Consider the following 16834-nt stretch of genomic DNA (forward strand, 5'->3'; position numbering starts at 1 on the left):
CAATGGGGGGCAGTATCCGGACGGGCGATGCGCCGCAAGGGGCGCACGGGACGCATGCGGCGTCCTGATTTCACCAATCTAGCATGAGGAGTACGCCATGATGCAATCCACCTTTGCCATAATCAAGCCCGACGCTGTTTCGCGCCAGTTGACCGGTGAAATACTGGCGGCTATGGAAGCTTCGGGGCTGAAGATCGTGGCCCTTAAAAGGTTGCATCTTTCCAAGGCGCAGGCTGCCGGTTTTTATGCCGTTCACCGCGAGCGCCCTTTTTTTGACAGCTTGACGGACTACATGTCTTCCGGCCCGGTTGTTTGTGTCGTTTTACGCGGTGAGGACGCCGTACCCAGGTGGCGCGCCCTCATGGGAGCCACCAACCCCGCGCAGGCAGAGCCAGGTACCTTGCGCGCCAAGTACGGCCAGAGCCTTGAGGCCAACGCCGTGCACGGCTCTGACGCGCAGGAAACTGCGGCATTTGAAATCGGCTATTTCTTCAACGGACTGGAAATTTCGGAGTAAGTTATGACACTGCGCATAGGCTGTGTGGGTTGTGGCAACATGGGCGGGGCCATCATGTCCGGTTTGGCCCGTCCCGGAACGCGGAACGAAAACCGGAACAGCGCCTACACGCTCTGTGGTTACAACCGCACAGCCTCGCGCATGCAGGCCCTGGAAAAAGCCGGAGTGCGCGTCATGGCGTCCCCACTGGGAGTGGCGGAAAACGCAGATATCATCCTGCTGGCCGTCAAACCCTACCAGATACGCGAAATAATGGAGCAGATACGCCCCGCCCTGAACAAGGGCAAGGTCATTCTGTCTGTGGCGGCGGGCATCACCATGCACAGCCTGCAACAATGGGCCGAAGCGCTTTGTCCCGTAGTGCGCTGCATGCCCAACACCCCGGCTTTGGTGGGTATGGGCGTGTTTGCCCTGTGCTTTGACGACCCTGCACTCGGCAATGAACGCAGGCAGGACATTCTGCGGCTTTTCAGCGGTCTCGGGCAGTGTGTCGAGATGGCCGAGGACAAGTTCACGGCTTTTTCCGCTCTTATCGGCGCAGGCCCGGCATATGTTTTTGCCATGATGCAGGGACTTGTGCAGGCCGGGGTAACAATGGGATTTCCCCATGCCCAGGCGCGGCAAATGGTTACAGCACTTTTTGCCGGCTCGGCGCGCATGGCAGAAGAAGATGCGACGCCATTGGGCCAGTTGCGCGACAATGTGTGCTCACCCGGTGGCCTGACCATCGCCGGGGTCAACGCCCTGGACCGCGCGGGCCTCACCGGCCTGCTGGTGGATGCGGTGCTGGCCGCCAGTGCCCGTGGCGCTGAAATGGAGCGGAATAACGGCTAGGGCAGTCTGTCCCTGGATGGGCTGTTGATTTACACCTGCTGTTTTTACGGACGAACGGGCTGACAATGATTTTTTATTGCCCGCTGCCCGACAGCCAATGCCGTTGATGACATTGCGCACCGTGCAGGGAGCTTACCCGGCCGAAAGATAAAAAAGCCGCGCAGCCTTCACAATGAATGGCGCGGCATATGGCTGCATCATTCCGCCTTTGAACAATATTCCGCTGACGCTAAATGGCGGCGTTCACTGCTGTGAACGCCGCCATGCTCTGTACAACAGGCATACAGTGAATGATTGCAAGCTGTCTGTAATTTTGCCCTGGCCGCGAACCAGCTGAATCCCGAGCCTTCAGCCGTTCTTCCATATTTTCTCTCAGGCCAGCCAGCAGCGGACGCGCCAGCCCGGCGCACACTCTTTCCAGACCGGGGCCTCGTTACGGCAGACATCCTGCGCCAGCGGGCACCGCGGGTGAAAGCGGCAACCGGCCGGCGGGTCCAGCGGGCTGGGCAGTTCGCCCTCAAGTGGTTCTGCCAGACGGCCCCCACTTTCTCCGCTGGGCATGGCCGCCATGAGCGCACGCGTATACGGATGCGCCGCACCGGAAAAAAGCTGCCCGGCCAGAGCCTCTTCTACAATCTGCCCCAGATACATGACCGCTATACGGCTGCATAAAAAGCCCACCACGGCAAGATCGTGAGAAATAAAAAGATAGGCCGGGCCGAAATGCTCCTGCACATCGCGAAGCAGATTGAGAATCTGGGCCTGCACCGAAGCATCCAGAGCTGACACCGGTTCATCGCAGATGACTACATCGGGCCGGGTGATCAGGGCGCGGGCAACGGCAATGCGCTGGCGTTGCCCACCGGAAAACTCGTGGGGATACCGCCCCCCCATGCCCTCAAGGCCCACGGTGGCGAGCATCCGGTCAGCCAGATCGTTTCGTTCGGCGCGGGGCAGGTTGCGGGCGGCCAAGGGTTCAGCAATGGAGGTTCTCACACAACGACGCGGATTAAGCGAAGAAAAAGGATCCTGAAAAACCATCTGTATCCGGCCGGAGGCCCAACTGCCCGCACCGGCAGGGGGCAACTCCCTGCCGTCCAGCAATACGCGGCCTTCAGTAGGTGGCAGCAGGCCGCAGGCCAGACGCCCCAAAGTAGATTTGCCGCAGCCCGATTCGCCCACAAGGCCCAGGCTTTCACCCGGAGCAAGACTCAGGTTTACATCGTCCACGGCAACCAGCATGCGTTGCTCCGCGAACAGGCCGCGGCTGATGGAAAAATGTCGCGATACGTTGTGCAGTTCCAGCAGCGAAGCGGCAACAGACTGCGACAGGCAGGCGGCATCCGTAGCGGGAAACATACCATCCATAGGCTCATTGGCCCTGTCCGGTCCAACCGCGTCCAACCTCGTGTCAGGTGCCGCGCCGTCAGCACGCATGCCCTGCTCGCCGCTCAGCACGCATCTACTCCGGCTGCACCGAATGTAGCCATATCATTGTATATGTCCGCAGCGCAGCGCAGCAGCGCGTAGGCAGTGGCCCCCCCTGTGCCTTCGCCCAGCCGCATGTCCAGATGCAGGAGAGGACGGTGGTCGGTGGCGGCCGTTTCAAGCCGGGCCAAAGCGCGTCCATGCCCCTGTTCGGCCGAAGCGTGGGCCAGCACCGCATAATCGCCCAGGGTCGGGCATATGCGCAAAGCTGCCACATATGCGGCACTGCAGATAAAGCCGTCCACCAGCACCGGCAGGCGGCGCGAGGCGGCGCCCAGCATGACGCCACTCATGACGGCAATTTCAAATCCACCAAGGGCCGCCAGGACAGCCACCGGGTCACCAGCGCTCAGATGCCCTGCATTAACGGCAAGAGCGCGGCGCACAACCTCGGCCTTGTGGCGCACCATGGCCGCATCCGACCCGGCTCCCGGTCCGGCCATGACTTCGGGATCAAGCCCCAGCAGGGCGCAGTAAAGTGCTGTGCCGGAAGTGGAGTTGGCAATGCCCATTTCACCCACGCCAAGACATTGATAGCCCTTGTCGGCGGCGTCATGGGCCAGTTCGATGCCCGTGCGCAGGGCCGCCAGGCAGACATCGATGCTCATGGCCGGACCAAGGCTCAAGTCTGCCGTGCCGTTGCCGAGGCGGCGGTCAAGCAGGATGGGGTGCGCCGCAAAGGGACCACCCGCGCACCCGGCGTCCACAACAAGCAGATCCATACCCGTGCTGCGGCACAGCACATTGATGGCCGCGCCGCCATCAAAAAAATTCTGCACCATCTGGCGCGTCACAGCCTGTGGAAAAGGTGAAACACCTTGCGCCGCCACGCCGTGGTCGCCAGCCACTGTCAGCATGAGAGCCGGGCTGACGCTCAAAGGCGTCTGCCCCCGGCGCATGGCGTAAATCCTGCGGGCCAGGTCCTCGAGCCTGCCGAGACTGCCCCGGGGCTTGGTAAGATTGTCCAGATGGGCCTGGGCCGCAACCATATCCTGCTGCCGCAGTGGTTCAATACGCAAGCCGGGGAAAAAACGTTCCAGCCAGGGGGACGGACAAGAAGATGAAAAAGTGCTGTCGTTCATGTTTTTTCTCTAGCCTTTCCGGCAATCCTTCGCAAGGGCCGGGCCTTTTATTCGGCAATCTGCTTCGCGGCCCTTTACGAACAGTTCACGATGGTTATGTATGTGAGGTAAAAAAGCCCCAAAGGGATACCAAAAATGACCCAATCGTTTACAGCCATATACAAAAAAATGCCTTCCGGCATCAGACGGCTTGCCGGACCCAGACATTTTTGCGGCATCCATCGCACACTGGCCTGGGCCATGTACTGGACCCTGCTGACACTTCTTTCAGGCGGGCTGCTCACTCTGGCCCCTCTCACGGCAGGAGCGGCCCCGCAGGAAGGCAGCCCGCGCATGACGCCTGTTGTACGCGCAGTTCAGGCAGTTGCGCCGGCAGTAGTCAATATCACCAGCACGCAGGTAATCCAGGGGCAGACCCTTTCGCCACTGGAACAGTTCTTCGGGCCGGGCCGCGGGCCGGGCTTTGGCGGCCCGCGCTCGCCCCGCAAGCAAAAACGCGAAAGCCTTGGCTCGGGCGTTATTGTGGACGGCAAGAAAGGCCTTGTGCTCACTAACGCCCACGTTATCGCGGGCGGCGATGAAGTTATGGTGCGCCTGCTGGACGGCCGCGAATTTCCCGCCGCCGTATGCGGCGCGGACCCGGATTTCGACATAGCCGTGCTGCAGGTCAAAGGTGCCAGCGACCTGCCCTCTGTGAGCCTGGGCAACTCGGACAACATCCTGCCCGGCGAAACAGCCATCGCCATCGGCAATCCTTTCGGCTTCAGCCACACGGTGACCACAGGCGTCATTTCTGCCCTGGGGCGCACCATCCGCAGCCGCAACAGCGCTTTTACCGACCTCATCCAGACTGATGCCGCCATCAACCCCGGCAACAGCGGCGGCCCCCTGCTGAATCTCGAGGGCGTGCTTATAGGCATCAATACCGCAGTAGACGCCCGTGGCGAAGGTATCGGCTTTGCCATACCCGTCAACAAGGCCAGGCGCGTCATGTCTGACCTTATGGACAAAGGCGGTGTTGCCCCGCTCTGGCTTGGGCTTGACGTGCAGGATGTAGACCCGCACACGGCCATGGCCCTGGGCCTCAGCAGGGCGCGCGGTGTGCTGGTCACCGCGGTTCTTCCCGGCACTCCGGCTGAAAAGGTCCGCCTGCGTCCCGGCGATATCATAGACAGCATCAACGCGACGCCCGTGCGCGACAGGCGCGATTACCTCGATATTCTGCGCAACCAGACCGCAGACGCCAAGCTGCGCCTGAGTCTGCGGCGCGATGGCGAAACTGTGCCGCTGGATATAACACCGGCGCCCTTTACCGATGAAAATGCCCGCAACCTCATGCTGAAACGCTGGGGATTCAGGGTGGCGCAAACAGCCGGAAAAGTGACCGTGAGCAGTGTTAACGCCAATGGGCCTTCGCCCTTTCTGCAAAAAGGCGATATCATCTCCGCAGTGGGGGCGATTCCCGTGCAGGAAGAAAAGGATCTTTTACAGGCTTTCAGGCGAGAACGCATGTCAGGCCAGGTACTTATGCAAATCACGCGTAACGGCAAAGGCTATTACGCACGGCTTGTTCCGTAAGAGAAAACAACAGTCCTGACTGCCCGGAAAACACGGAATTTTGATGCCGATTCTGTATCCTGTCACAGGGCTGATGCTTACAAACCGCCGCCGGCAGCCGTTTTTACGGCACGGCGCAAAGGACACTTGACAGGGGGATGGCCTGAAGCTATCCAATTGCACAAGCTAATTCTACCCGCTTGTGTGATCAAGCAAGACAACCTATTGGGAGGACGATCATGGGTTACAATGTGAATGTCGATGTGGACAAGTGCATAGGCTGTGGCGAATGCGTGGACGTGTGCCCCGTTGAAGTTTATGAAATCAAAGACAGCAAGTGCGAAGCCGTGAGCCCCGAAGAGTGCCTCGGCTGTGAATCCTGTGTGGAAGTCTGCGAAGTTAACGCCATCACCATTGACGAAAACTAGGTGATGATGGAAGGCCTTGCGGCATTCCATTGTTGACCCACTCGCAGACAGAGTGTTGTGCCGCCCGACGCTCGCGCGCCAGGCGGCACTTACATAAAACGCGCAAACCACGGGCGCCCGCATGTGCAGGTCTGCATAAAAAACCTGATACGTATACGGCGAACCAACGCGGGGTCTGAAACTGACCCGCCCGAAGGCCCGGGGCCACAAGCGCACGGGCAAGACGCAAAGCCCGAAAAAACCGCCCCGCCGCACACCTGCCGGACGGCCCATACGCCTTCCGCACAGCCACAGGAAAGCCATGATCCCTGACCTGACCGCTATTTTCACCCGCTACGAAAGCCTGCGGGCCGAGGCCGACGCCCTGTTTGAACGGGTGCGCGACAGCTATCCCCAGTGCGTGACCTGTAAGGAAGGCTGCAGCGACTGCTGCCACGCCATGTTTGACCTTTCGCTGGTGGAAGCCATGTATATCAACCGGGCCTTTAACGCCACTTTCGGGCATGGTCCCGAGCGCTCGGCCATACTGGAACGCGCTTCAGAACTTGACCGCCACACCACCCGTCTCAAGCGTGAACTGTACAGGGCAGAAAAAGACGGCGAAAGCCCCGAAGATATCCTGAGCATCGCCGCCAAGGTCAAAATGCGCTGCCCTTTGCTGGACGACGCGGACCGTTGCCTTCTTTATGAAGCACGGCCCGTCACCTGCCGCATTTATGGCGTGCCTACGGCTATCCGTGGTCAGGGCCATGTTTGCGGTTTTTCCGCCTTTGAAAAAGGCAAGGCCTACCCCACCGTACATATGGACAAAATGTATGACAGGCTCGAAGGACTGAGCAAGGACATCGCAACCACGGTGCAGTCACGCTTCAAGGAACTGCACGAGGTGTATGTACCGCTGTCCATGGCCCTGCTGACCCGTTATGACGAAAGCTATCTCGGCATTGGGCCGGCCAAGAAAGAACAGGCCTGATACAAAACGGCGCGGCACTGTATTTTGCCGGGGCTGACACAGCCGCAACCGCCCGTGCGCGCGGGGGCGTGGCGGCGGCGCGGGCCTCACAGGGCCGTAGTTACGCGCCGGAAAACGGATTTTCGCGCATCGCAAGGAGTCCGGCATGTTCGGCAGCATACCCGCTACCGTCTTTCGAGACGGTACGCCGCAGGAACTTACGGAAGAGCAGGAAAAGCTCAAGCGCGAGATTTATGAGCGCATGAATCCGCGCCGCCGCAAGTTTGTGGACCGCCTGGGCTACGACAACTGGGATCCCTTCCAGAAGCCCAACGATCCCCTTGACCTGCGCACAGACATAAGCAAGCGCACCACACAGCAGCTTGTGAACGAATTTTTACACGACGCGGGCAAAAAAGGCCCGTATGGCAAGGCTTACAGCAAGGGCGCTACGGAATGCGCCCTGGGCGTTATCAATAAAGACGAAAAATACATGGGCATTTTCGACTTTTGCCGCTGGTACTATGATCTTCTGAAAAGAGAGGGGCACATCCAATGAAAGCTCGCTACGATGACCTGGACGAATACATTGCGGACCTCAAGGCGGAAATTGCCGAAAATGAGCAGTGCGCCAACCATTACTACAACCTGGGCCTGGCCCTGCTGACCAAGCGCGACTTCATCGCCGCCGAAGAAGCCTTTTTGAACGCCGTGCGCAATTCTCCGCACCTGGCCGAAGGCTATGTGCAACTGGGCGGCATCTGCCTTGAGCGCGGCGACCTTGACGGCTGCCTGCGCTACAATGAAGAAGCAACCAACTGCCGTGCCAAGTTCCCCGTGCCGTGGAGCAACATTGCCTTTGTGCACCTGCAACGCGGCGAGCCGGACAAGGCCATCACCGCCCTGAACAAGGCCCTCAAGTGGGACCCCAACTTTGTGCAGGCCCAGAACGCGCTGGCGACCGCCTATTTCATGAAGGGCGACATCAAGGCGTGCGAAGCGCAGTGCCTGTCCATCATCAAAAAAGAACCCGCCTTTGCCCCTGCCTGGAACAACCTGGCCCTGGCCTACTTTGACCAGAGCGAATTTGCCAAGGCCAAAGAAGCGGCCGACAAGGCGCAGGAACTGGGTTTTGAAGTGTCTGAAGGTTTTCTTGAGGAACTCAGGAACCACTGCTAGCAATTTTTTGCTGTCCAGCACAACGGCCCGCGAGTGTACGCTCGCGGGCCGTTGTCATATGCGCAGGGCACCTTCGGGCATGGATATCGCACTCGGCACACAGGCACACTTCTTGCTTGATTATGCGCAGTAAACGGGAGCGGCCGATTTTGCCGCCCCATCGCCTGCCGCCGCACAACAGGGCGAAAGCGCAAAGCATAAGGAGAAGCCTCGTGGAACTGGAATTCCGTTTTCGCAATAATGATATGGGACCGCTTTTTCCCACGTTTCAGGAAAGGGTCAATGCCATGCTGCCCGCCAGCCATGCAGACGCGGCGTCTTCAGCCGCCCCCTCCCTTGAGACTCCGGCAGCTGAAACGCCTCACATGCTCAACAACGAGGAAATGACCCAGGCCCTGGCCCAGGTGGAAGAAGAAGCCGCCCAGCACAGCCAGGAAATGCTGCAGGCGCACTCCGGCCTCAATGAGCAGCGGGTAGCCCGCCTGCTTGGCCTGCTGGACTAGCGTAGATCAACTTTGAACTGCTTCACACTTCAAAGTTTTCATTCTGTCGAAAATTGTATTTTCCGGCAGAATCCACGCCACGTTACGGCCCACTGCGCTCTTGTGCAGCGCTGAAAATATGGTCCGCAGCATTGCGGCACTCAGACGAAGTCGCCCAAGCCCCATGTGAGGCAACGGTATTCTGCGTCCATTTTTTGACGCTTTTTCCGGGCATAAAAAACGCGCTACGCCGTTCATACCGTGGCGCGCGCTCAGGCCTGAAAAATATCCAGCCAGTGCGCAACCCGAACCCCCTGCGGGGCATGCGCCCGCAACTGCATGACACAGCCGCTGCATCCGGTCAGCGCCACTGACGGCACAGGCACTGCGGCGTCTGCATCAGGCGCAAGCCCCTGCCAGCAGGCTTCGGCCAGATCTCGGCTCAATTCGGGGTGCAGCATTCGCAGTACACCGCCAAAGCCGCAGCAAAGCGCCCTGCCTTTATGCAGGGCGGGCAGCAAGGGGGCAAGAAAAGCCAGATCCTCGTCCCGGCCGTCCCAATGGCATGGCGAATGGTATACCGCAACAGGCGGAACCGTCGTCGTGCGTTCCACATGCACCCCCCTGAAAAGAGATGAAAGCGGCGTAAGGCTTTCAAGCCACGCCTGCCCCTCTTCCGGCGGCAACAACCCGTCCATGACGGCGTACTGCCGCAGACTGTGCAGGCAGGAGGCGCAAAAAACCACCAGTGCCGGACGACCAAGCGCGCGCCAGCGGTTCACATTGGCCTGCGCCGCCTCCAGCGCCCGTTGCAACATGCCTGCATGCTCGTACGTGCCGCCGCAGCAGGAAAAACCGGGAGCGTCAGCCACACTGCCGCCAAGCGCGGCAATGATGCGCCCGGCCTTGTCTGTCCACTGCGGGCGCAGGCGGTCGGCGGTGCAGCCCCCAAAAATAGCAAATGCTTTTCCGGCAAGGGGCTTCACGCCCTGTGGGGGCAGACGCAGCCAGGAGACTTCGTGGTCAGACGCCCGCATGGCAAGCGCCGAGGCATGCAGAATGCCGAGTTTTTTAGGCAGGAGCGCACGTGGGGCCAATGGAGCCATACGGGCCGCGACGCGCCACAGGTAGCCGCCACGCTCGATCCAGTAACGCCAGAAATGCTGCTGCCAGCGCGGTTGCCGGGCACGGGCCGGGGCCAGTGCTTCCGGTACGGACAAAGCCCTTGCACAGGCGGTCTTGCAGCGTCCGCAACCGGCGCACTGCCCTGCCAGTTGCATGAGTGCGCGCCAGTCAAGCCGCGCATCACGATTCAGACCGGAACGCAAAAGGTTCTGCTTGGCCTTGGGGCTGAACTCCTCACTTTTGCGCAGCAGGAATACCGGGCAGCTTTCCAGGCAGGCCCCGCACTGCGTGCACTGCTTGAGCGCCGCCATGCCTAATAGCCCTTGCCGGGATTCATGATGCCCCTGGGATCAAAAACAGCCTTTATATCATGCATAAGCGCCCGCTCCGCCGGAGGAATCTGCAAACCGGCATTCTTGCAGATGCCACAGCCGTGCTCGCCCGACATGACGCCCCCGAGCCGCAGCACGGCCTGCTCCATGCCAAGGCGCGCTTCTTCCACACGGCGGGCCATGTTTTCGTCGGCCGCGTCATAAAGAATATTGGCGTGGATATTGCCGTCTCCCACATGGCCGAAATGCAGAAACGTCACGTCATGCTCGCGCGCAATTTTTTCCATTTCTGCAAGCGCCCGTACAAGCTGCCCGCGCGGCACGGTGACATCGTCGGCCATCTTGTCCGGCCCGGCCAGAAAGGTGGTGGGATTGATGCGGCGGCGTATTTCCCACAGGCGTTCCTCATCCTGCGGATTCAGCCCCGTCGTATGCCAGAGGGCCGTAGGCATGTTTCGCAGCAGGCGGTCCGCTTCCAGCGGCAGGGTATCGGCGCTGCCGTCCAGCCGGATGAGCAGGATCGAGCGCACCTCACGGGGCCAGGGTACAGGACGGCTCCCGGCCATAAGGTCAATAATGCCGTCGCCGATATACTCCAGAGCACAGGGAACGATACCCGCCGCAAAAATTTCGCCCACTGCGCCCAGAGCCTCCGCATGCGAGCCATACCCCGCCATAATGGTGGCCGAGGCTTCCGGTTTGGGCAAAAGCTTGAGCCAGAGCTTGCTGATGAAGCCCAGCGTGCCTTCCGACCCCACCATAAGCCGGGCCAGGTCCAACCCCACTACGTTCTTGTGGGTGCGCCCGCCGAAGCACACCAAGCGGCCGCCGGGTAAAACTGCCTCAATACCCAGCACAAAGTCGCGGGTAACACCATATTTGAGCGCGCGCATGCCCCCGGCACAGGTAATGACATTGCCGCCGATGCTGGAAGAACGCACCGTGGCCGGGTCCGGCGGATAATAAAGCCCCCGGGCCTCGCAGGCATCCTGAAGGCGGCCCGTGGTCAGCCCCGGCTCCACCACGGCCACAAAATCCGTAGCGGAAATTTCCTCTATCCTGTCCATCAGCAGCGTGGAAACAACCAGCCCCGGCAACACGGGCACACAGTCGCCCACCAGGTTTGTTCCCCGGCCGCGCACGTAGACGGGCATGCGCCTGTCCTGCGCCCAGGCCAGCAGGTCCTGCACCTGCTCCACACACCGGGGCCGGGCGGCAGCGAGCGGGCTGCCCGTTTTCAGGCTGGCATCGGAAGCATAGACATGTAGTTCTTCCGCCGTAACAAGCAGGTCCCCGCCCAGCGTACGGCGTAAAAAATCCATATCCGCAGGTTCGAGCCTGTCCGCGTAGGGTTGGGCATCGGCACTGCGGGGCAGTGGATTAAGAAATGGCGTTTGCGTCATGAGCCCCGCTCCCGGGCAGCTAAAGTGTCGGCCGCGCATGAGCCGGGCAAACCCACTCCGGGCCGCCCGGTACGGCACCAGAAAATCGGGTGCGACAGGCGTGGCAACGGCCGGGCAAGCGTGATGTCGTCCGCCCGAAAAAAGTGGCTGCCATGATCCACTCATGGCAGCGCTTTTTCATATTTCCAGGCTCAGGCCCACAGGGCAGTGGTCTGAACCGTACACGTCATTTTCTATCCAGGCATCGCGGATGGCGGGCGCAAGCTCTTGCGACACGAAGAAATAGTCAATGCGCCACCCCACATTCTTGGCACGTGCGCGGGTCTTGTATGACCACCACGAATAGTTATCCGGCGCATCGCCATGCACATGGCGGAAAGTATCCACATAGCCCAGGGCCGTGAAGCGGTCGAGAAAAGCGCGCTCTTCAGGCAGAAACCCCGTGCACTTTTCGTTGGGCTTGGGCCGGGCCAGATCAATGGGCCTGTGTGCTATGTTAAAATCGCCGCAGACCACTATGGGTTTGCTCTTGCGGCACTCTTCGGCATAGGCCAGAAAAGCCTCGAAGTAAGCCATCTTGTAGGGAACCCGCTTGAAGTTGCCTGTGGGTTTGCCGTTTTCATCCAGTTCTTCGGCTCCGCCGTTGGGGAAGTAGCCGTTGAAAAAATGAAAATCCGGATATTCCAGATGCAGCAGACGGCCCTCACCCTGAAATTCCGGCTGCGGCAGTTCGGCACTCCACGAAAGAAAAGGTACACGGCTGAACACGGCTACGCCGGAATACCCTTTTTTGACAGTGCTTGACGCCCAGCGGCTTTCCCAGCCCGCAGGCTCACGCACGTCCTCGTCCAGTTGTTCCGGATGCGCCTTGGTTTCCTGCAAGGCCACCACCTGGGCATCACTGTGCGCAAACCAGTCCCAATCAGCCTTGGCAGAAACCGCCCTCAGCCCGTTGACATTCCAGGATACGAGTTTAAACAGCATAAAACCTCCGGTACCGAGCATAGCCTTGCACGCCCCGCCTCGCAAGAGCTGCCGTCAATGACGTCCACCGGCGAAGATTGCGCAAACACGCATTTTACTGTAATAACTCAGATGGGTCACATTTATGCCGTGCCGGACTTTCCGGCGCGTAAGCCCACGAAATTTTAGGAGTCGCTTCATGGACATCTTGCCCATTCGCCGTGCCATTCTGAGCGTTACGGACAAAAGCGGCCTTGTGGATTTTGCCACCTTTCTGACTGCCCGCGGGGTAGAGCTTGTCTCTACCGGCGGCACGCAGAAGGCACTGGAGGCGGCGGGCCTGCCCGTCACCGCAGTGAGCACGGTTACCGGATTTCCCGAAATTCTCGGGGGCCGGGTAAAAACCCTGCACCCCAAGATCCATGCCGGAATCCTGGCAAACAAGGACGAAGAATCCCACATGCAGACCCTGTCTGAAAAAGGCATACGCCCCTTTGACATGGTTTGCGTCAACCTCTACGACTTTGCAGGAGCTGTGGAGCGCAAACTCTCCCTTGAAGAAGCCGTGGAGGAGATCGACATCGGCGGCCCCTGTATGCTGCGTGCCGCTGCCAAGAACTTTCACAGCATTCTTGTGCTGCCTTCGCCCCAGTGGTACCCCACTGCCATGGATGAAATGCGCAGCCACGACAATGCCGTGAGCCTGGAATTCCGCCAGACCATGGCCTCAAGAGCTTTTGAAGCCACCTCGCGCTACGACGCCCTCATCACGTCCTATCTGCGCCCGTAACCACCATCAGGCAGGGCGGCCCCGGGCCGCCCTGTTTTTTTCAGCCGTGGCCCGCCAGCATGCGGGCCAGAGCGAAAAGCGCACCATTGCGCCAGGAGCATGATATTTCAAAACCAGAAGGCAATCTGCAAGGGCTGAAACCCAGCCAGCTGGCCGCCCTCAACCGCCTGTTTAACCGCCGTTTTCCGGCGGAAGACGTGTATACGGTGGAGCAGGCGCGCGAACTGGCCCTGCTGTCACGCGCTCTCGGGCGGCAAATAGGCCTGCTCATTGACCGCAAGGGCCGTGTACAGACGGTCATTGTGGGCAAGGCCGGCAGCATCCTGATACCCGAACTGCCCCGAGGCCGCAGCGGCGGCGAGCGTTTGCGCGGCCTTCGGCTGCTGCATACCCACCTGACCCCCGACGGCCTCAGCCAGGAAGACCTGATGGACATGCTCTTTCTGCGCCTGGATGCCGTCATTGTCCTGACTGTCAATCCTGTGGGCGAACCGGTACAGTGGCAGGCGGCGCATCTTTTGCCCACAAACGTCAACGGGCAAGGTTATCATCTGGAGCTGCCACGCCCGTGGGACCGCACGGCGGCCCAGATGGTGGGTACGGCCGAAGCGCTGGAAAAAGACCTCTCCCGCCGGGCCGAAAGCAGCCATGAAGCAGAAAACAGGCCCCGCGCCCTGCTTATCTCTGTGGCAGCCCTGCCCCGCATCATGCAGGAGCGTAATCTGGACGAACTGGCCGAACTGGCCCGCACAGCCGGGCTTGCCATAGCCGGGCGCATGGTGCAGCGCGTCCCCCAGGTGAACCCGCGCCTGATCATGGGCCGGGGCAAGGTGGCGGAACTGGAGGTGCTGACCCTGCAGGGTCGGGCGGACACTCTTGTTTTTGATGGTGAACTTTCGCCTGCGCAGCTGCATAATCTGGCAGATATTACCGAGCGCAAAGTCATTGACCGCACCCAGCTTATTCTTGATATCTTTGCCCAACATGCAGTAAGCCGGGCCGGAAAGCTGCAGGTTGAGCTGGCCCAATTGCGCTATACCCAGCCGCGACTGGTGGGCAAAAACCGCGCCATGGACCGCCTTATGGGCGGCATCGGCGGGCGCGGCCCCGGCGAAACAAAACTTGAAACCGACCGACGCAAAATACGCGAGCGTATGGCCCGCATCCGGAAAGACCTTGAGCGCTTACGCCGCCAGCGTGCCTTCACCCGCGACCGCCGTTCACGCCAGGGCATTCCTCTGGCGGCGCTGGTGGGCTACACCAATGCGGGCAAATCCACCCTGCTCAACACGCTCACCCGCTCTGAGGTCCTGGTGGAAAACAAACTTTTCGCCACGCTTGATCCCACCACACGGCGCTTGCGCTTTCCGGCCGAGAAAGAACTTATCCTGGCGGACACCGTAGGCTTTATCCGCAATCTGCCCAAAGAGCTGATGGACGCGTTTCGCGCCACCCTTGAGGAGCTGGAAGCCGCCCACCTGCTTTTGCATGTGGCCGACGCCTCTCACCCTGACCTGTTGCAGCAGATCAGCGCCGTTGAAACCATTCTGGCAGAAATGGAGCTTGACCGTATGCCCCGTCTGCTCATCCTGAACAAGTGGGACCAGCTTGAGGCCCCGGCCAGGGCTGAACTGGCCGATGCCTTTCCCCATGCCCTGCCCGTGGCTGCCAAAACCGGCGAAGGGTGCAAGCCCTTGCTTGAACAGCTTGAAATGCGCCTGCTGCATCAGGCCACCAACATCGTGACCGAAATATCCCCCAGTCTGAATTAGGGAATTTTTCCCTGATATTGCTCTGGAGACTGCGCGGCAGCTTCCTACATCGCCTGCCTGAACCAGCCACAACATCGCCAGTTGCCCGAATCTGCCCAAATAAAATCGCATGCCGGAGGTACAACACCATCCGGCATGCGATTTTTACAGATCAAAAAGGGGCAAACCCCAGAGCACTGCTTCAGATTCTGCTTACACCCTGACTGTTGCCTGCCCTGTTGTCCTGATCCGGAACAGTTTTTTCAGGAGCGGGCTTCTGGGGTGCCGGGGTCTGGGGCGCGGGCTTTTCCGGGGCCGGCGCACCGGAACCTGCTGCATACTGCCGGGCCGTGCTTTCCATCACCGCCTGCCCTACCACCTGCCACTTTTCACCGACCTTGCGCAGCGCAAGCCAGCTTGTCATGCGGGCAGGGGTGGTTACCTGGGCCACGGCGGCATTGGGGCCGATTTCCATCACCTTGGCATCAGCCAGGCTTTCCGGCACCCAGGGACAGTCGGGCGTCTGCGCCTCGCGGCACTGGGCCATCAGTTCACCCGTGCTGACGCCACGGTTAAAGTGGCCCTGAAGGCGTGCCTCCATATCCACAATACTGCCGATCAACTGATCTACGCCACCGATGCCCAGCGAACGGCCCAGGCTGTCCAGCAGCCCCAGCGGCGCGTCTTCGCGGGTCATGTTTTTGACTTCGTTGGCGGCAAAGCTTTTGAGGTCAACCTGGGCAAGAAAAGCCGCGCTGTCATTTTTTTTCAGGGCTTCTGCCATATCTTTCAATGTCTTCTGCGGGCCGGATGCAATGCAGGCAGCCAGCAGCCCGGCCATAATCAGAATCAACGGTAAAAAACGGAAGGAACGATTGTCTTTTTTCATATATACCCCTTGGTAAAGGCGAAGCATGCATACAGACGCCGTAATTTCTTATACCCCTTCACACGCGCCTATGCAAAGGGGGGACAGGAAGGCTGCGGGGCTTTTTTTCCTCACGGCGTTCTGCTACACATGGGCCACACGCGGCGCACGGCATTGGACCTGAGGCGCGGCGTCAGGAGGCACTTACATGAAAGTCATTATTATGTGTGGCGGCAAGGGAACGCGCCTGCGCGAAGAAACCTCGGTCAAACCCAAACCTATGGTTGAGATCGGCGGACGGCCCGTGCTGTGGCACATCATGTCCATCTATGCGCGTTTCGGCTTCAAGGACTTTGTGCTGCCCCTGGGCTACAAAGGCCAGGTCATAAAGCAATATTTTCACGATTATAACATCCGCAACACAGATTTTACCGTTGATCTGAAAAGCGGGTCCATCACCACATATCCCAGCCATATAGAAGACTGGCGCGTCACCCTGTGCGATACGGGTGAAGAAACCCTCAAGGGCGGACGCCTCAAGCGTGTGGCCAAGTATATCGATACCGACCGTTTCATGGTCACCTATGGCGACGGTGTGGCGGATATAGACCTGAACAAACTTATAGAATTTCACAAACAGTCCGGCAGCATAGGAACATTTACCGGCGTGCGTATGCCCTCACGTTTCGGCACTGTGCGTACCGATAATCAGGGCAGGATACTCTCCTGGGAAGAAAAGCCCGTGCTGGATGAATACATCAACTGCGGTTTCTTTGTCTTCAAGCGCGAGTTTCTGGACTACCTCAGCGAAGATGAAAACTGCGACCTTGAAAAAGAACCCCTGCAGCGGCTGGCGGCAGAAGGGCAGCTTTCCATGTATCCACATCCCGGCCAGTGGCAGTGCATGGATACCCTGCGCGACTCCATAAAGCTCAACGAAATGTGGGATTCCGGCCGTGCATTCTGGGTATAAACCCTCTTGACGTGCAAGCGGCGCCGCCTGCATGGCCCGCCGGGCTGTGCAGGCCCCGCACCCGGCCTGTCCTGCGCTGCATATGCGCGGCTGCGCGCGGATACAGCAAG

At 59.9% G+C, this 16834-nt stretch carries 17 protein-coding genes; 11 read left to right on the plus strand and 6 right to left on the minus strand.

The genetic code is table 11. From position 1 onward, the window contains the following. The first annotated feature begins 97 nt into the window (after nucleotides 1–97). Together ndk and proC are read left to right on the plus strand one after the other, a co-directional pair. The gene (ndk, locus tag ACZ495_RS06815) at nucleotides 98–517 is read left to right on the plus strand and encodes a nucleoside-diphosphate kinase (protein ID WP_464262869.1); all 420 of its coding nucleotides are present in this window, start codon (nucleotides 98–100) and stop codon (nucleotides 515–517) included. A 3-nt stretch (nucleotides 518–520) separates the two neighbouring features. Further along, nucleotides 521–1351, plus strand: a complete 831-nt coding sequence (gene proC, locus ACZ495_RS06820) for a pyrroline-5-carboxylate reductase (RefSeq protein ID WP_012624525.1) — start codon at nucleotides 521–523, stop codon at nucleotides 1349–1351. Between the two features lie 372 nt (nucleotides 1352–1723). On the opposite strand, the gene ACZ495_RS06825 is transcribed toward proC, so the two are convergent. Next, on the minus strand, nucleotides 1724–2710 hold the full coding sequence (locus tag ACZ495_RS06825; RefSeq protein ID WP_072311189.1) for an ABC transporter ATP-binding protein: 987 nt from the start codon (nucleotides 2708–2710) through the stop codon (nucleotides 1724–1726). Between the two features lie 92 nt (nucleotides 2711–2802). Further along, nucleotides 2803–3828 (minus strand): nicotinate-nucleotide--dimethylbenzimidazole phosphoribosyltransferase, encoded by a 1026-nt coding sequence (cobT, locus tag ACZ495_RS06830; RefSeq protein ID WP_464262894.1) that lies wholly within the window; start codon nucleotides 3826–3828, stop codon nucleotides 2803–2805. A 228-nt stretch (nucleotides 3829–4056) separates the two neighbouring features. On the opposite strand from cobT, the gene ACZ495_RS06835 reads away from it, so the two are divergent. The 6 genes from ACZ495_RS06835 to ACZ495_RS06860 all read left to right on the plus strand — a co-directional run bounded on the left by ACZ495_RS06835 (nucleotide 4057) and on the right by ACZ495_RS06860 (nucleotide 8540). Beyond that, nucleotides 4057–5499: a trypsin-like peptidase domain-containing protein gene (locus ACZ495_RS06835; RefSeq protein WP_394026046.1), complete on the plus strand. Its 1443-nt coding sequence runs from the start codon at nucleotides 4057–4059 to the stop codon at nucleotides 5497–5499. Between the two features lie 218 nt (nucleotides 5500–5717). Then, nucleotides 5718–5906 (plus strand): ferredoxin, encoded by a 189-nt coding sequence (locus tag ACZ495_RS06840; protein WP_012624521.1) that lies wholly within the window; start codon nucleotides 5718–5720, stop codon nucleotides 5904–5906. Between the two features lie 301 nt (nucleotides 5907–6207). Next, on the plus strand, nucleotides 6208–6879 hold the full coding sequence (locus tag ACZ495_RS06845; protein ID WP_012624520.1) for a zinc/iron-chelating domain-containing protein: 672 nt from the start codon (nucleotides 6208–6210) through the stop codon (nucleotides 6877–6879). 145 nt (nucleotides 6880–7024) lie between these two features. Continuing rightward, entirely contained in the window at nucleotides 7025–7417 is a 393-nt protein-coding gene (locus ACZ495_RS06850; RefSeq protein ID WP_012624519.1) for a hypothetical protein, read from the plus strand. Beyond that, nucleotides 7414–8037: a tetratricopeptide repeat protein gene (locus tag ACZ495_RS06855; RefSeq protein ID WP_012624518.1), complete on the plus strand. Its 624-nt coding sequence runs from the start codon at nucleotides 7414–7416 to the stop codon at nucleotides 8035–8037. Before ACZ495_RS06850 ends, ACZ495_RS06855 begins: the two co-directional genes overlap by 4 nt. A gap of 212 nt (nucleotides 8038–8249) precedes the next feature. Then, complete coding sequence (locus ACZ495_RS06860) at nucleotides 8250–8540, plus strand: hypothetical protein (protein WP_012624516.1); 291 nt, start codon at nucleotides 8250–8252, stop codon at nucleotides 8538–8540. A 251-nt stretch (nucleotides 8541–8791) separates the two neighbouring features. Here the strand turns inward: ACZ495_RS06860 and ACZ495_RS06865 are convergent, their stop codons facing one another. From ACZ495_RS06865 to ACZ495_RS06875, 3 genes are all read right to left on the minus strand, one after another. Then, complete coding sequence (locus tag ACZ495_RS06865; protein WP_464262870.1) at nucleotides 8792–9955, minus strand: (Fe-S)-binding protein; 1164 nt, start codon at nucleotides 9953–9955, stop codon at nucleotides 8792–8794. Nucleotides 9956–9957: 2 nt separating this feature from the next. After that, the gene (locus ACZ495_RS06870; RefSeq protein ID WP_464262871.1) at nucleotides 9958–11379 is read right to left on the minus strand and encodes an FAD-binding oxidoreductase; all 1422 of its coding nucleotides are present in this window, start codon (nucleotides 11377–11379) and stop codon (nucleotides 9958–9960) included. A 177-nt stretch (nucleotides 11380–11556) separates the two neighbouring features. Further along, nucleotides 11557–12363 (minus strand): exodeoxyribonuclease III, encoded by an 807-nt coding sequence (locus tag ACZ495_RS06875; RefSeq protein WP_012624513.1) that lies wholly within the window; start codon nucleotides 12361–12363, stop codon nucleotides 11557–11559. A gap of 178 nt (nucleotides 12364–12541) precedes the next feature. Between ACZ495_RS06875 and ACZ495_RS06880 the strand changes: the two genes are divergently transcribed. Both ACZ495_RS06880 and hflX read left to right on the plus strand, forming a co-directional pair. After that, on the plus strand, nucleotides 12542–13132 hold the full coding sequence (locus ACZ495_RS06880; RefSeq protein WP_012624512.1) for an IMP cyclohydrolase: 591 nt from the start codon (nucleotides 12542–12544) through the stop codon (nucleotides 13130–13132). Nucleotides 13133–13191: 59 nt separating this feature from the next. Beyond that, nucleotides 13192–14904 carry a GTPase HflX gene (gene hflX / locus ACZ495_RS06885; RefSeq protein ID WP_081428278.1) on the plus strand — a complete coding sequence of 571 codons (1713 nt, stop codon included), beginning with the start codon at nucleotides 13192–13194 and terminating at the stop codon, nucleotides 14902–14904. Nucleotides 14905–15085: 181 nt separating this feature from the next. Here the strand turns inward: hflX and ACZ495_RS06890 are convergent, their stop codons facing one another. Continuing rightward, complete coding sequence (locus tag ACZ495_RS06890; RefSeq protein ID WP_464262872.1) at nucleotides 15086–15772, minus strand: hypothetical protein; 687 nt, start codon at nucleotides 15770–15772, stop codon at nucleotides 15086–15088. Nucleotides 15773–15959: 187 nt separating this feature from the next. On the opposite strand from ACZ495_RS06890, the gene rfbF reads away from it, so the two are divergent. Beyond that, on the plus strand, nucleotides 15960–16724 hold the full coding sequence (gene rfbF, locus ACZ495_RS06895) for a glucose-1-phosphate cytidylyltransferase (protein ID WP_012624509.1): 765 nt from the start codon (nucleotides 15960–15962) through the stop codon (nucleotides 16722–16724). The last annotated feature ends 110 nt before the right edge of the window (nucleotides 16725–16834 follow it).

This window comes from Desulfovibrio sp. GTC20076, assembly GCF_055385905.1.